The organism is Streptomyces tremellae, assembly GCF_039540215.1.
GTDB classification, from domain to species: domain Bacteria; phylum Actinomycetota; class Actinomycetes; order Streptomycetales; family Streptomycetaceae; genus Streptomyces; species Streptomyces tremellae.
The window spans coordinates 1-14,738 of sequence record NZ_BAABEP010000027.1; the positions used below are offsets into that span (position 1 = coordinate 1).

A 14,738-nucleotide genomic window follows, 5' to 3' on the forward strand; every position below is an offset into this window, starting at 1 on the left:
ACGCGGGCCGCGTCCGCGATGATGAACGCGTCCCGGGCGTCTGTTTTGGCCTCGCCGGGATAGAGGTCGGCGATCCGCCTCATCGTCAGGCCGGGCAGATAGGCGACAGGGCAGCCCATGTCCCGGGCCACCGCCAGCGGCAGAGCGCCGATCGAGGCCGGCTGGTCGACCACCACGAGCACGGTCCCGTGCTTGGCCTGCAGTTTGCCGAAGACCTCGCGGAGCTTGGGTTCGCTGTTGGGCAGCCGCTTGTCGAAGGCTTTCTTCCCGGCCGGGGTGACGGCGGTGGCGTGATGTTCGCCCTTGCCGACGTCCAGGCCGAGGAAAGCGCCGATGTCACTGACGTCGATCACGTGCGTCCTTCGGTCGTCCTCGCCCGGCCGTCCCATGGCACCGATCGCCACATCCACATTACGAAGAGCCTCCCGACCTGCGAAGAAGCCGGTGGTCATGCCCCTAATCAGCGGTCTGTCGATGCCTCCGGAGCCGGTGACACCACCCCCCAAGACATGCGATCGACAGGGGGAGAAAGTCATGCCAACTCCGAAGGCCGGGCGCCCCATTGCGGGGCCACCAAGAAGGTAATGGGGGGGGGCGGGGCCGCCGCGTCGCACCCCGCCGCGTTCGCCTCGGTGTTCGCGCTGATGGCGGCCGTGGCGCTGGTCGGCGTGTGGGTCGCGACCCGGGCGCGGGAGGGCGGGGCCGCGGGGCCGTCGCGGAGCCCGGGGACACGCGGCGCGGCCCGGATGTGACACATCCCGCACCCCGGCGCGTGGGGTCGCGTTCGTACGAGGATCATGGCGGCGCCCCGGTAGGGTGGCCCGGTTGTCGTACGGCAGCGGCCGGTCCCGTGCGGGGCCGCCGCCAGGTTCGGAACGGAGACCGTGAGCACTCCCGCCTCCCACCACCTCTCACCCGCCTTCCCCGGCCGGGCCCCCTGGGGCACCGCCAACAAGCTGCGCGCCTGGCAGGAGGGCGCCCTCTCGCGCTACCTCCAGGAGCAGCCCCGCGACTTCCTCGCGGTCGCGACCCCGGGCGCGGGCAAGACGACGTTCGCGCTGACGCTCGCGTCGTGGCTGCTGCACCACCACGTCGTGCAGCAGGTCACGGTCGTCGCGCCGACCGAGCACCTCAAGACGCAGTGGGCGGACGCCGCGGCGCGGATAGGGATCAAGCTGGACCCCGACTACAGCGCGGGCCCGCTCAGCAAGGAGTACGACGGCGTCGCCGTCACCTACGCGGGCGTCGGAGTGCGGCCGATGCTGCACCGCAACCGCTGCGAGCAGCGCAAGACGCTGGTCATCCTGGACGAGATCCACCATGCGGGCGACTCCAAGTCGTGGGGCGAGGCGTGCCTTGAGGCGTTCGAGCCGGCCACCCGGCGCCTCGCGCTGACCGGTACGCCGTTCCGGTCGGACACCAACCCGATCCCGTTCGTCGTGTACGAGGAGGGCGACGACGGCATCCGCCGCTCGTCGGCCGACTACACGTACGGCTACGGCAACGCCCTCGCCGACGGCGTCGTGCGACCCGTCATCTTCCTCAGCTACAGCGGCAACATGCGCTGGCGCACGAAGGCGGGCGACGAGGTCGCCGCGCGCCTCGGCGAACCCATGACGAAGGACGCCGTCTCACAGGCGTGGCGCACCGCGCTCGATCCGCGGGGCGACTGGATGCCGAACGTGCTGCGCGCCGCCGACCAGCGCCTCACCGAGGTGCGCAAGGCGATCCCGGACGCGGGCGGCCTGGTGATCGCCGCGGACCAGGACGCGGCGCGCGCCTACGCGAAGCTGATCCGGGAGATCACCGGCACGAAACCCACCGTCGTGCTGTCGGACGAGGCCGCGGCCTCGAAACGCATCGAGCAGTTCAGCGCGAGCGAGGACCGCTGGATGGTGGCGGTGCGCATGGTGTCCGAGGGCGTCGACGTGCCGCGTCTCGCGGTCGGTGTGTACGCCACCACCATCTCGACCCCGCTGTTCTTCGCGCAGGCCGTGGGCCGTTTCGTACGGTCGCGCAGGCGTGGCGAGACGGCGTCCGTCTTCCTGCCGACCATCCCCGACCTGCTCGGCTTCGCGGGCGAGATGGAGATCGAGCGCGACCACGTGCTCGACAAGCCGAAGCGCGGCGATGAGGACCCGTACGCGGAGTCCGAGAAGGAGATGGACGACGCCAACAAGCAGGAGGACGAAGCAGACGCTGACACCGGCGAGCAGGACATGCTGCCCTTCGAGGCGCTGGAGTCCGACGCCGTCTTCGACCGGGTCCTCTACGACGGCGCCGAGTTCGGCATGCAGGCCCACCCGGGCAGCGAGGAGGAGCAGGACTACCTCGGCATCCCCGGGCTGTTGGAGCCCGAGCAGGTGCAGATACTGCTCCAGCGGCGGCAGGCGCGGCAGATCGCGCACAGCCGCAAGAAGCCCGACGAGGAGGCGGACCTCCTCGAACTGCCCGCCGAGCGGAGGCCGGTGGTGTCGCACCGTGAACTCCTCGACCTTCGCAAGCAGTTGAACACGATGGTCGGTGCGTATGTGCACCAGAGCGGTAAGCCCCACGGGGTGGTCCACACCGAGCTGCGCCGGGTGTGCGGCGGCCCGCCGAGCGCGGAGGCGACGGCGGGGCAGATCCGCGAGCGGATCAAGAAGGTCCAGGAGTGGGCCACCCGGATGCGGTGAGCCCCGGCCGGGCGGGCCGCGTCCGCTGCGCGTCCCGTCCGCCGGGCGGGTACGGCTCAAGCCGCGCCGCGCCCGCCGTGTCGGTGTGTCCGGTGTGCGGGCGGTGTGGACGCCGGCCCCGCAGGCCGGTCACCGGGCTTGTAACGCGGGCACCGGCGTCCGCGGTGTGGGCACCGGGCCCGTAGTGTGGGCATCGGCCTCGCGGTGTGGGCACCGGGCCCGCGGTGTGAGCGGTGTGCGCGCGGGCCGGGGTCGGGGTGCGGGCGCGGGCGGCGGCGGTGTGCCCGGCGCCTCGGTGCACCGCGAGCCAATGCGCTCATCACCGGTTTTTCCCCGCCATTTGCCCATCGTTCGGGACGAACACAACGCCTCGTGCCCGGATTCTGGACCAGGTCTTCCGCTGAGCGGTCGCGCTCGCTACTGTCCGGACACGTGAACACGCGCCGTGGCAGCGCCGCCGCGCAGCGCAGCCGGTGTGCCGTGTCCGGTGGCGGTTTCCCTCCGCGCGTCACCGAACCGACGGGACCGGTGCCGCGGCCCGCGCGGGACCGTCGCCACCACTCGCCCGAGACCATCGAAGGAGAGGGCGTCGTGACCGCCGAGACCTCCCAGACGCTCGACAGGGGACTGCGTGTCCTGAAGCTGCTCGCCGACACCGACCACGGCCTGACCGTCACCGAGTTGTCACACCGGCTCGGCGTCAACAGGACCGTCGTCTACCGTCTCCTCACCACGCTTGAGCAGCACGCCCTGGTGCGCCGCGACCTCGGCGGCCGGGTCAGGGTCGGCCTCGGTGTGCTGCGGCTCGGGCGCCAGGTGCACCCGCTGGTGCGCGAGGCGGCGATGCCCGCGCTGCGGTCCCTCGCGGAGGACATCGGCGCCACCGCGCACCTCACCCTGGTCGACGGCGGTGACGCCCTCGCGGTCGCGGTCGTCGAACCGAGCTGGACCGACTACCACGTGGCGTACCGCGCGGGGTTCCGGCACGCGCTCGACCACGGAGCCGCGGGCAAGGCGATCCTCGCGGCCCGCGGCGCCGTGCTGACGGAGCCGCGCTGCACGCTGACGCGCGGCGAGTTGGACAACGGCGCGAGCGGCGCCGCCGCCGCGCTCGTCGGAGTGAGCGGGATAGAGGGCAGTGTGGGCGTGGTCATGCTCGCCGACTCGGTGCCGGAGCGGGTCGGCGCCCGGGTGGTGGACGCGGCCCGCGAGGTCGCGGACGCCCTGCGCTGAGCCCGGCGTCGTCCGCTGTACGACCGCCCGGCACAGGGCCCGTCCGGCGGCCGGGCGGCACGTCCCGTACGACCGTCCCGTACGGCCCCGTGTCGCCGGGCGCGCGGGCCCTCGCGGCGGGACGGGTGAGGCGGGGCGCGGGTGCCCGGCGGGCGGCCGATAGATTGGCACCGTGTTCTCTCGTCTCTCACGCCCCGTCTTCCTCGCCGTGTGCGCCGTGCCGGTCGCGGCCCTGTTCGTGGTCGCGGCGGTGCTGCCGCTGCCGTACGCGATCGCCGTGCCGGGGCTGACCGCGGACGTGCTCGGGGTGGACAAGGGGCAGCAGGTCATCACCATCGGCCGCGCCCCGGTCAGGAAGACCACGGGCCAGCTGCGGATGACCACCATCGAGGCGACGGGCCCCTCGGCGAGGGTGTATCTCGGCGACGTCGTGAAGGGCTGGTTCCGGCCGAAGGAGGCGGTGCTGCCGCGCGACGCCGTCTACCCGGCGGGCCAGTCCGTCAAGGAGATCGACAGGACCAACACCAACGACATGGTGCAGTCGCAGGACGACGCGGTCACCGCCGCCCTCACCTATCTGCACAGGGACCCGAAGTCCGTCGACATCAAGCTGCACCTCGCCGACGTCGGGGGCCCGAGCGCGGGCCTGCTGTTCACACTCGGCATCATCGACAAGCTCGCAGGCGACGGCTCGGGCGGCGACCTGACGGGCGGCAGGACCATCGCGGGCACCGGCACCATCGACGGTTCTGGCGCGGTGGGCGCGGTCGGCGGCGTGGCGCTGAAGACGCAGGCGGCGGCCCGCGCCGGCGCCACGGTGTTCCTGGTGCCGAAGGCGGAGTGCTCCGAAGCGAAGGTCAACCTGCCCGCGGGCATGCGCCTCGTCCCCGCCACCACACTGCGCGGCGCGGTCACCGCGCTCAAGGCGCTCGGCTCGGGCGGCCGCGTCCCGGCCTGCTGACCCGGACGCGCCGGGCCGCGGCCCGCCCCGGGCCGCGTACCGCACTGAGCCCTCGCTCCGCGCCGAGCCCGCGCTACCGCCCCGAGTCGTCGGCCGCCTGCCGTACGAGGGGGATGATCCGCAGCGGTACGGGGTTCTCCATCACGATCGCCGTGGACGCGCGGACGATCCCCTCGAAGCCGACCACGCGGTCGATGACGCGCTGGAGGTCCGCGTTGGAGCGGGCCACCAGGCGGCACAGCATGTCCCCGCTGCCGGTGGTCGTGTGCAGTTCGAGCACCTCGGGGACGCCGCCGAGGTGGGTGCGTACATCGGCGCCCTGGCCCTGGCGGATCTCCAGGGTGGCGAAGGCCGTCACCGGGTAGCCGAGCGCCGCCGGGTCGACATCGGGGCCGAAGCCGCGGATCACCCCGCTCGACCTGAGGCGGTCGAGCCGCGCCTGCACGGTGCCGCGCGCGACGCCGAGGCGTCTGGACGCCTCCAGCACCCCGATGCGCGGCTCCTGCGCGAGCAGCACGAGCAGCCGTCCGTCGAGTCCGTCAATACCCATGGCAGCGCTCCCCGTTGGTTGTGCGCCGAGACCCGGAGGCGTCCGGCGGGGCCGGGCTACGGCAGAACCCGCGACGGGCCGGGCCCCGGCGTGGTCAGACTGTACAGATCGTCCGGTGATCCTGCCATCCGGCTGGACATGTTGCCCACCAGTCACGGGAACTGTTGCGCACCTTGTGGAGCGGGGAGACCCTGACCCCATGGCAGACACCTCGATGCACCCAGGCACCGCGTCCGACGCCGCTCCCGTACCCGACTCCGCGCGTGAGGCCGATCCGTTCCCGGTGAAGGGGATGGACGCGATCGTCTTCGCCGTCGGCAACGCCAAGCAGGCCGCGCACTACTACTCCACCGCCTTCGGCATGAAGCTCGTCGCCTACGCGGGCCCGGAGAACGGCAGCCGCGAGACCGCGAGTTACGTGCTCACGAGCGGTTCCGCCCGCTTCGTGTTCACCTCGGTCATCAAGCCGTCCACCGACTGGGGCCGGTTCCTCGCTGACCATGTCGCCGAGCACGGCGACGGCGTCGTGGACCTCGCCATCGAGGTGCCGGACGCGCGCGCCGCGTACGCGTACGCGACCGCGCAGGGGGCCCGCGGCCTCGTCGAGCCGCACGAGGCCACCGACGAGCACGGCGCGGTCGTGCTCGCCGCGATCGCCACGTACGGCACCACCCGGCACACGCTCGTGGAGCGCACCGGCTACGACGGGCCCTACCTGCCGGGGTTCGGCGCGGCCCAGCCGATCGTCGAGCCGCCGGCCAAGCGGAGCTTCCAGGCGGTCGACCACTGCGTCGGCAACGTCGAACTCGGCCGGATGAACGAGTGGGTGGGCTTCTACAACAAGGTGATGGGCTTCACCAACATGAAGGAGTTCGTCGGCGACGACATCGCGACCGAGTACTCGGCGCTGATGTCGAAGGTCGTCGCGGACGGATCGCTCAAGGTGAAGTTCCCGATCAACGAGCCCGCCGTCGCGAAGAAGAAGTCGCAGATCGACGAGTACCTGGAGTTCTACGGCGGTGCCGGGGTCCAGCACATCGCGCTCGCGACCAACGACATCGTCGCCTCCGTGCGCCAGATGCGCGCCGCGGGCGTGCAGTTCCTCGACACACCGGACTCGTACTACGACACGCTCGGCGAGTGGGCCGGCGAGACGCGGGTGCCCGTCGAGACGCTGCGCGAGCTGAAGTTGCTGGTCGACAGGGACGAGGACGGCTACCTGCTCCAGATCTTCACCAAGCCGGTCCAGGATCGCCCGACCGTCTTCTTCGAAATGATCGAACGGCACGGTTCGATGGGCTTCGGAAAGGGCAACTTCAAGGCGCTTTTCGAAGCGATCGAGAGGGAGCAGGAGAAGCGCGGCAACCTCTGACGCGCGGCTCGCACCGCCCGTGCCCGCTCTGCCCGCGGCCCCGTGGAAACTGACCCACGGGGCCGTACCGCTGTCCGGTGTGCGGGCGTGAAGCGGCCTTCTCCGTACGGGGGTTGACGCGTCGGCTCAGGGCTGTGCGGCCGGGGCGCGCACGGTGGGGCCGTCTGCTTCCTCCGTCGTGCCCGCGACGCCGCCCGTCGCGGTCGAACCGCCGAGCGCGCCGAGCGCCTCGCGGGCGCGGGGCGCGAGCAGCGGCGAGAAGTACGGGTTCGTGCGCAGCGCCTCGTCCAGGTGGCGGCGCGCCTCCGCCGCCATGCCGAGCGCCCGCTCGATCTCGCCGCGGTGGTACGTGTAGAGCGCGCTGCGGCGCCCCTGCTCGGTCGCGGTCGTGGCGTACGTGAGCGCGCGGGACGCGTCGCCCGAGCGGTACAGGGCCCAGCCGAGCGCGTCGGCCGTCTCGATGCCGCGGTGGCCGCGGGTCCACTCGGCGGTCAGCCGGGTGACGGCGGACGCGGGCGCGCCGTGGTCCGCCTCGTAGCGGCCGAGCACCAGGTTCTCGTCGACGCCCGCGCGGGCCCCACGCGCCGCGAGCGCGCGCACCTTGGCGTACTGCGTGCTCGCGTCGCCCGTCAGCCCGAGGGAGTCGAAGAGTTCGCCGTACTCCAACGCGTACGCGGGGTCGGGCAGTCCGGCGAGCGCGGTGTCGTACGTCTGGTACGCCTCGTCGGTCCTGCCGAGCGCGGCGAGCGCCCGACCGCGGCCCGCCTGCGCCGTGTACAGGTCGGGCGCTGCCTGGAGGGCAGCGCCGTACTGGCCGAGCGCCTCCTCGGGCTCACCGCGCTCCCAGGCCAGGTCGCCGAGCGCGGCGAGCGCGGCGCCCTTCTGCGCGGGCGCCGACGCCTGCTCGACGGCGGCGGAGGCCTGCGCGGCCGCGTCCTCCCGCCTGCCGCGGTCGCGGTAGACGACGGCGTACTCGGCCGCGGCGGGCGGCGCCTTCGGCCCCGCCTTGGCGAGCCGGGCGGCTGCGCGGCCCGCCGCCTCGTGGTCGCCGTGCAGGCTGTACGCGTCGATCAGCGGCGGGTAGGCGGCCCAGGCGGTGGGTGAGCGCCGCAGCGCGCGCTCGCCCCAGGTGCGGGCGGCCGGGTAGTCCTGCCGGGCGTCCGCGAGCGCGGCGAGCCCGACGAGCGCCTCGGGCGGGGTGTCCGCCGCCGGGGCTCCGGTCGCCGCGCGGGCGCCGGGGGCACCGGCCGCGACCGCCGTCGAGCCGGTGGGCACCGGAGGGGTGCGCGGTGCGGCGGGCGACGCGAGGGAGTCGGATGCGCCGGGCGAAGCGGGTCCCTCCGGCGCGGCTGTGGCGCCCGTACCTGCGGAGGCGCGGGGCGAGGCCGATACCGCAGGGGCCGCCGAGGCGTCCGGCAGGGGTCCCGCGAGCGCGCGGTCGAGGGCCCGCTCGGCCCTGGGGAAGGCCGCGGGATCCGCCTGCCGCACCCCGCGCCGCACGTAGGCGGAGCCCAGCACCGCCCAGGCACGTGCGTCCCCCGGGTGCCTGCCCACCCATGCCTCGCGGTCCCTGATCAGCGCCGCCAGGTCCGCGCCGGACGCCGGGGCTCCGGCCGACAGGGCGTCGAGGGCGCGGGCCTCGGGCCCGGAAGGCGGCGGCGCCCCCCGTTTTCCGTCCGGTACGCACACCAGCGCGCCCGCCACCAGGAGGCCGCCGGCCCCCACGGCGAGCGCGGCGCGCTTGATCTGTCTGCTCTGCCGGGTCCTGTCCTGCTTCATCGCATCCATGGAGGCAACTGTGCGTCAATATGATGATCACACTCTGTCCTGTGGGGTGGCTCGCATGCGGGTTCACACCGATGGCCGTCGGTGCGAACCTGGGATCATGGACGATCTGCTGGAATCCGGGACGACCGCCGCCGACCGCGCCGCGCTCGCCGACCACCTCCGCACGGGCCTGCCCGCCGAGGCGGTCCTCACCGACCCCGACGTGACGGCCTCCTACGCGCACGACATGGCGAGCTTCTGCGAGGCGGGCGCACCGGCCGTCGTCGTGCTGCCGCGCACGGTGGAGCAGGTCCAGCACGTGATGCGCACGGCCACCGCGCTGCGGGTCCCCGTCGTGCCGCAGGGCGCACGCACGGGCCTGTCCGGCGCGGCCAACGCCTCCGACGGCTGCATCGTGCTGTCGCTCGTGAAGATGGACCGGATCCTGGAGATCGACCCCGTCGACCGGGTCGCCGTCGTGGAGCCGGGCGTCGTCAACGCGACGCTCTCGCGCGCCGTCGCCGAGCGGGGGATGTACTACCCGCCGGACCCCTCAAGCTGGGAGACCTGCACCATCGGCGGCAACATCGGCACCGCGGCGGGCGGCCTGTGCTGTGTGAAGTACGGGGTCACCGCCGAGTACGTGCTCGGGCTCGACGTGGTGCTCGCCGACGGCCGCCTGCTCTCCACCGGCCGCCGCACGGCCAAGGGGGTCGCGGGATACGACCTGACCCGGCTGTTCGTCGGCTCCGAGGGCAGCCTCGGTGTCGTCGTCAGGGCCGTACTCGCGCTGAAGCCCGAGCCGCCGCGGCAGCTGGTGCTCGCCGCCGAGTTCACCTCGGCGTCCGCCGCGGGGGAGGCCGTGCGCCTGATCATGGAGCGCGGCCATGTGCCGTCCCTGATGGAGCTGATGGACGGCACCACGGTCCGCGCCGTCAACGCCATGGCCCACATGGGCCTGCCCGAGACCACCGAGGCGCTGCTGCTCGTCGCCTTCGACACCCCCGACCCGGCCGCCGACCTCGCGGCGGTGGGCGAACTGTGCACCGAGGCGGGCGCCACCGAGGTCGTGCCCGCCGACGACGCCGCCGAGTCCGAGATGCTGATGCAGGCGCGCCGGCTGTCCCTGCCCGCCCTGGAGGCGCTGCTCGGCACGACGATGATCGACGACGTGTGCGTGCCGCGCGCCCGGCTCAGCGACATGTTCGAGGGCGTCGAGGCGATCTCGGCGAAGTACGACACCAAGATCGGGGTGTGCGCGCACGCGGGCGACGGCAACACCCACCCGATCGTCTGCTTCGACCCCACCGAGCCGGACGAGGTACGCCGGGCCAAGGCGGCGTTCGACGAGATCATGGCGCTCGGTCTGCGCCTCGGCGGCACGATCACCGGCGAACACGGAGTCGGCGTCCTGAAGAAGGAGTGGCTCGCCCGCGAACTCGGCCCGGTCGAGCTGGAGTTGCAGCGCCAGGTCAAGTCCGTCTTCGACCCGCTCGGACTGCTGAACCCGGGCAAGTTGTTCGACGGGCAGGGCGGAACAGGCCGCTGACCACGGGTCTTTTCCTCGACGACGGCAGCCTCCCGGTGTGGTTCAGGCCGGTGCTCCGTGCGCCAGGACGTCACCCGCGATACCGGCCTTGTCGACGCGGTTGTACTCCTTGATGCTGGCGGACCAGGCGGGCACCGTGATCCGGTCCGCGGCGTCGGGTCCGAGGAAGTCGAAGAGCGCGTTGATCTGCGGAAGACCGAAGGCGATGGCCGTCTGGAGCGCGGTGAACAGAGGGCGTTCGATGAGCCCGTCGCCGTCCGGGTCGCCGAGGGCGGCGAGTGCTTCGGCGAACTCGCCGATCGCCTCGTCGAAGCGCTCCGGGTCGATCACGCAGGCGGTGTACTCGGCGAAGTCGATCCGGCCGTCGTGATCGGTGTCGAAGTTGCTGACCAGGGCGTTCCAGAAGCCGCGGAAAGCGGCGGCCATCGCGGCCCTCGCCTCGCCGTCGGATGCGACGGCCACCGCGACGCCCCGCTTCGCCATGGTCTCGAAGTCCTCGGACTCCAGGTATCCGTCGCCGTCGACAGCGAAGCGCGTGAAGATCAGGTTGATCCGGTCGACTGCTTCCGCCTGTATGGGAGGTGACCCTTCGTCAGGTGGCCGTCAGGAGGCGGCGCCGCGCGACGCGCACGCCGTGGGTACCGCACCTGGCCGAGCGCGGATATGACGCGGTGGTGCGCTCGCCATGACCGGCGCGGGCGCGGAGGACGGCCCGGCTGCCGGCGTCGAGCGGAACACCGGGATCCGGGTGCCATTCGGGCCGCAGCACGACACCGGGCTCGACGGGTTCCGGACCGTCGAAGAAGGCCGTGACCTCGGCCCTGCCGCGCATGTGCACATGCCGGACCCGCTCACCGTAGGTGCTCAGCGCCGGGCGGGCGGCGTCGTCGCCACCCGCCTGCGAGAGCCCCAGGCAGCTGCCGGGAGCCAGGGGGCGCAGGTGGCCGCGCACCAGCCGGGCCGCCGCGCTGTCGTCGAAGAAGTGCAGTACCCGCACTCATCAGCACCGCAACCGGGCGGTCGGGATCGAGCAGTTCCCCGGTGCGCGGATCGTGCCACACGGAGTCGGTTTCGGTGATGTCCCCCTCTTCCTGATGCGCACCGAGGCGGTCATCCGCACTGACAGACCGGGAACCGCCCCCGGACCGGCCCTTCCCTGATATGTTCCGAAAATGAACAAAAGAAGGCCGGACGGCAGCGCGGGCGACGCGGACTACGGCGCCATCGGTGAGCGGTACACCTCCTACCGGCAGCCGGAGCCGCGCATCGCGCGACTGATCGAGGCGGCGCTCGGCGACGCCCGCACCGTCGTCAACGTCGGGGCCGGGGCCGGTTCTTACGAGACGGCGGAGCGCGCGGTGACGCCCGTCGAGCCATCCGCTGTGATGCGCGCGCAGCGCCCGCCGGGCCTGCCGGCGGCCGTTGACGCGGTCGCGGAGCGACTCCCCTTCGAGGACGGTGCGTTCGACGCCGCGATGGCGACCTTCAGCGTCCACCAGTGGGGCGACTTCCGGGCCGGGCTGCGCGAGATGCGGCGGGTGGCCCGCGGGCCCGTGCTCCTCCTGACCGCGGACCCCGCCCTCGTCAGGAACTTCTGGCTGTACGCGTACGCGCCGCTCGTCCTCGACACCGAGGCGCGCCGCTACCCGGCCGTCGCGGACCTCGCCGACGCGCTCGGCGGGCTCGTGGACGTCACGCCCGTACCGATCCCGTTCGACTGCGTCGACGGCTTCAACGAGGCGTACTACGGCCGCCCCGAGCGGCTGCTCGACCCCGGCGCCCGGCAGGCCAACTCGGCCTGGAGCTTCGTCGATGCGGCGACGCGGGAGCGGTACGCGGAGGCGCTGCGCGCCGCGGTCGCGACGGGGGAGTGGGACGAGCGGTACGGCGAGCTGCGCCACCGGCCGTTCTACGAGGGGTCGTTGGTGCTGGTGCGGGGGCTGCCGGGCTGAGGCGGGCGCCCGGCCGACGCGCGGCCCCCGGGCTCGGCGCGCCTCAGGGCCAGAGGAGTTGTCTGCGCCAGCCGTCCGCCTCGCGCAGATAGGCGAGGCGGGTGTGCCGGCGCCCGGCGTCGCCCTGCCAGAACTCGACGCGCTCGGCGCGCAGTTCGTACAGCGTCCACTCCGGCGCCACCAGGTCGGGGTGGTGCCTGACGCGGTCCAGTGACTCAGCGGCGCGCCGGTCGCGCTCCGCGAGGTTCCCGAGGGGCCGGCTCTGGGCGCCGAGCAGCGCCTCCGCGCGGGCCTGCGGTGAGCGTGCGAGGAAGTCGGCCGCGGCCTGCCGTGCGGGCCGCGCGGCGACAGGGCCGCGGACCCGGACCTGCCGGGCCAGCGGCGGCCAGTAGAACGTGAGCGCCGCCCCGGGGTGCCCGGCCAGGTCCCGGCCCTTCGGGCTTTCGGCGTGCACGGCGAACTGCCAGCCGTCCGCGTCGACCATCTTGAGGATGAGGACGCGCGCGTCCGGGTGCCCCTCGGCGTCCACGGTGGACAGCGTCATCGCGTGCGGCTCGCGGACGCCCGCGGCGAGCGCCCCGCGCAGCCACGTGACGAACAACTCGTCGGGCGTCGCCGGGGTGTCGGCGGGGTCGAAGGTGGGGAGGTCGTCTCCGGCGAAGACCTCGATCCCGCGCAGGAGTTCGCGCAGGCCGGCGTGGTGGTCCATGGGTTCTCCCGGCGGTGGGAAGGGACGGTCACTATGTTCCGCTACTAAACATAGTGCGGCCGGAGGGATCCGGCTCCCGGCTCCCGGACCTCCGGTGTGGACTTCCTCCGAGTCGGCATATTGTATTCTGTATGCAGTGCGCCCCCAGCGCGCCGTGGAGTGGAAGGGGACCGGCATGCTCACCAAGAAGGAAGCCGCGGAGGCCGTGCGCCAGGCCAAGATCCGTACCGGCGTGACCTGGGCGCAGCTCGCCGAGACCGTGGGCAGGCCGCTCGCCTGGACGACCGCCGCGCTGCTCGGGCAGCACCCGATGGGCGAGCAGGAGGCCGAGCGCGCGGCGGCGCTGCTCGAACTCGGCGAGGACGCCGTGCTCGCCTTCCGCAGCCAGCCCTACCGCGGCGGGCTCGACACGCCCGTCCCGGTCGACCCGACGATCTACCGCCTCTACGAGGTGGTCCAGGTCTACGGGCCGACCATCAAGGAGCTCATCCACGAGCAGTGCGGCGACGGCATCATGAGCGCCATCAACTTCAAGCTCGACGTGGAGCGCGTGCCCCATCCGAAGGGCGACCGGATCGTGATCACCCTCGACGGCAAGTACCTGCCCTACGAGTGGTGACACGGGGGCCGGCCGCACCGGCCCTCGCCGACCGGCCGCCGGACGCTTCCGGCGGCTGCGGGCCGGCGCCCCGTGCGGGGCCGGCCGCACCGGCGGCCGACAAAGCGGCGTGCGCCCACCCGCCGCTCCGGCGGTCCGTCATCCGCGCGGCGCGCGGGCCGCCCCGCCCGAGCGCCATCCGGCGCGGCAGGCCGTCCCTCACCGCGAGCGCGTGCACGAGCCCCCGCAGAGCGCGGCGGCGTCGGTGACGGCCGCGAAGCGGCCCGTACGGCCACGCCCTGCGCGTGGTTGCGGCGGAGAAACCGGGGTGGCGCCCGAAGACGCCTCCAGGCCCGTCCGCGAACCGCGCGGGCGTCAGCCGCTCCGGGCGGCAGCGCTCCCGGCCTGCCGCCCGCGTACAGGAAACCCCTGGCGGTGGTGACGCCGATCCCGCCCACCGCTGCCAGTCCGAACAGCGCACTCCCGCGCTCTCCCGCACCCGCCGACATGGCGCCGCGTGCCGATCCGAGCGGGATACGGGGCGCGGGCCGCGGGCGTCGAAGGACCGCCGTGTGACCGCCGGGGTGGTCGACGTCAGCGCAGGCGCGAGGAGTTCATGATGGAGGCCAGGTGGGCGACGACCATGATCCAGCTCACCGCGGCGATCACCGCGACGGCGATCCTGGTCGGCTCCGTGCTGTTGAGTGCGGCGTCCACGATCGCCACGGCGAGCAGCAGCAGCGACGCCTCGATGCCGTTGGTGATGCGGTGGATCTTGAACGCGGACGCCACGCGCCGTGCGAAGGCGATCGACTGGGCGCGCGGCGCCGTCGAATCCTCGGTGGCGACGGCCAGTCCGCGCCGCGCGCGGGCCACGTCGACCAGGTCCGTCGACGCCTTCAGCAGCACGATGCCGAGGGCCGCGGCAAGGCCCACGGACACCCACAGGTCCGAACCGCCGCGCGCCGCGCGGAAACCGGCGCCGACGAGGAGTGCCGCGTCCGCCAAGTAGGCGCCCAGGCGGTCGACATAGATGCCGACCGCGCTGTTCTGCCCCTTCCAGCGGGCCACTTCGCCGTCCACGCAGTCGAACAGCAGGAACAACTGGAAGAGGACCGCCGCGAGCAGCGCGCCCCACAGGCCCGGGATGAGCAGCGCCACGCCCGCGAGGACACCGCACACCACCATGGTCCAGGTGAGCGCGTTCGGTGTGACGCGGGTGCGGACGAGCTGCCGCGTCGCGTGCAGCGAGATCGTCCGCATGTACAGGCGGCCGGCCCAGTGTTCGCCGTTGCGGCTCGCGAGCTTCGCGTTCGGCTGGCAGACCTCGCGCAGTTCCGCCAGTGCCGGAGCAGTCGTCATCTTCGGTGTT

General features: G+C 73.2%; 14 protein-coding genes. 7 read left to right on the forward strand and 7 right to left on the reverse strand.

Annotated elements, in window-relative coordinates; all coding sequences use genetic code 11:
- A partial coding sequence (locus tag ABEA77_RS18920) for an IS110 family transposase (protein ID WP_425588322.1) occupies positions 1-389 on the reverse strand: 389 nt, incomplete at its 3' end.
- A gap of 495 nt (positions 390-884) precedes the next feature.
- On the opposite strand from ABEA77_RS18920, the gene ABEA77_RS18925 reads away from it, so the two are divergent.
- The 3 genes from ABEA77_RS18925 to ABEA77_RS18935 all read left to right on the forward strand — a co-directional run bounded on the left by ABEA77_RS18925 (position 885) and on the right by ABEA77_RS18935 (position 4,869).
- Complete coding sequence (locus tag ABEA77_RS18925; RefSeq protein ID WP_345648700.1) at positions 885-2,675, forward strand: DEAD/DEAH box helicase; 1,791 nt, start codon at positions 885-887, stop codon at positions 2,673-2,675.
- A gap of 591 nt (positions 2,676-3,266) precedes the next feature.
- Entirely contained in the window at positions 3,267-3,908 is a 642-nt protein-coding gene (locus tag ABEA77_RS18930; protein ID WP_345648703.1) for an IclR family transcriptional regulator, read from the forward strand.
- Between the two features lie 172 nt (positions 3,909-4,080).
- Complete coding sequence (locus tag ABEA77_RS18935) at positions 4,081-4,869, forward strand: S16 family serine protease (RefSeq protein WP_345648706.1); 789 nt, start codon at positions 4,081-4,083, stop codon at positions 4,867-4,869.
- Between the two features lie 73 nt (positions 4,870-4,942).
- Here ABEA77_RS18935 and ABEA77_RS18940 read toward each other — a convergent pair whose 3' ends face one another.
- Positions 4,943-5,419, reverse strand: a complete 477-nt coding sequence (locus tag ABEA77_RS18940; RefSeq protein ID WP_345648709.1) for an Lrp/AsnC family transcriptional regulator — start codon at positions 5,417-5,419, stop codon at positions 4,943-4,945.
- A 199-nt stretch (positions 5,420-5,618) separates the two neighbouring features.
- Here ABEA77_RS18940 and hppD point away from each other — a divergent pair, with 199 nt between their 5' ends.
- Positions 5,619-6,791: a 4-hydroxyphenylpyruvate dioxygenase gene (hppD, locus tag ABEA77_RS18945; RefSeq protein ID WP_345648712.1), complete on the forward strand. Its 1,173-nt coding sequence runs from the start codon at positions 5,619-5,621 to the stop codon at positions 6,789-6,791.
- 126 nt (positions 6,792-6,917) lie between these two features.
- On the opposite strand, the gene ABEA77_RS18950 is transcribed toward hppD, so the two are convergent.
- Positions 6,918-8,579 carry a tetratricopeptide repeat protein gene (locus ABEA77_RS18950; RefSeq protein WP_345648715.1) on the reverse strand — a complete coding sequence of 554 codons (1,662 nt, stop codon included), beginning with the start codon at positions 8,577-8,579 and terminating at the stop codon, positions 6,918-6,920.
- Between the two features lie 97 nt (positions 8,580-8,676).
- Between ABEA77_RS18950 and ABEA77_RS18955 the strand changes: the two genes are divergently transcribed.
- A complete protein-coding gene (locus ABEA77_RS18955) occupies positions 8,677-10,107 on the forward strand; it encodes an FAD-binding oxidoreductase (RefSeq protein ID WP_345648718.1) in 1,431 nt (476 codons plus the stop codon).
- 42 nt (positions 10,108-10,149) lie between these two features.
- On the opposite strand, the gene ABEA77_RS18960 is transcribed toward ABEA77_RS18955, so the two are convergent.
- Positions 10,150-10,683: an EF-hand domain-containing protein gene (locus ABEA77_RS18960; protein ID WP_345648895.1), complete on the reverse strand. Its 534-nt coding sequence runs from the start codon at positions 10,681-10,683 to the stop codon at positions 10,150-10,152.
- A gap of 16 nt (positions 10,684-10,699) precedes the next feature.
- Positions 10,700-11,104, reverse strand: a complete 405-nt coding sequence (locus ABEA77_RS18965; protein WP_345648721.1) for an SAM-dependent methyltransferase — start codon at positions 11,102-11,104, stop codon at positions 10,700-10,702.
- A gap of 175 nt (positions 11,105-11,279) precedes the next feature.
- Here ABEA77_RS18965 and ABEA77_RS18970 point away from each other — a divergent pair, with 175 nt between their 5' ends.
- The gene (locus ABEA77_RS18970; protein WP_345648723.1) at positions 11,280-12,059 is read left to right on the forward strand and encodes a class I SAM-dependent methyltransferase; all 780 of its coding nucleotides are present in this window, start codon (positions 11,280-11,282) and stop codon (positions 12,057-12,059) included.
- A gap of 43 nt (positions 12,060-12,102) precedes the next feature.
- Here the strand turns inward: ABEA77_RS18970 and ABEA77_RS18975 are convergent, their stop codons facing one another.
- Positions 12,103-12,768, reverse strand: a complete 666-nt coding sequence (locus tag ABEA77_RS18975) for a pyridoxine/pyridoxamine 5'-phosphate oxidase (protein ID WP_345648726.1) — start codon at positions 12,766-12,768, stop codon at positions 12,103-12,105.
- A gap of 175 nt (positions 12,769-12,943) precedes the next feature.
- Here ABEA77_RS18975 and cynS point away from each other — a divergent pair, with 175 nt between their 5' ends.
- Entirely contained in the window at positions 12,944-13,387 is a 444-nt protein-coding gene (gene cynS, locus ABEA77_RS18980) for a cyanase (protein WP_345648898.1), read from the forward strand.
- 573 nt (positions 13,388-13,960) lie between these two features.
- Here the strand turns inward: cynS and ABEA77_RS18985 are convergent.
- Complete coding sequence (locus ABEA77_RS18985) at positions 13,961-14,728, reverse strand: CDP-alcohol phosphatidyltransferase family protein (RefSeq protein WP_345648728.1); 768 nt, start codon at positions 14,726-14,728, stop codon at positions 13,961-13,963.
- Positions 14,729-14,738: the final 10 nt, after the last annotated feature.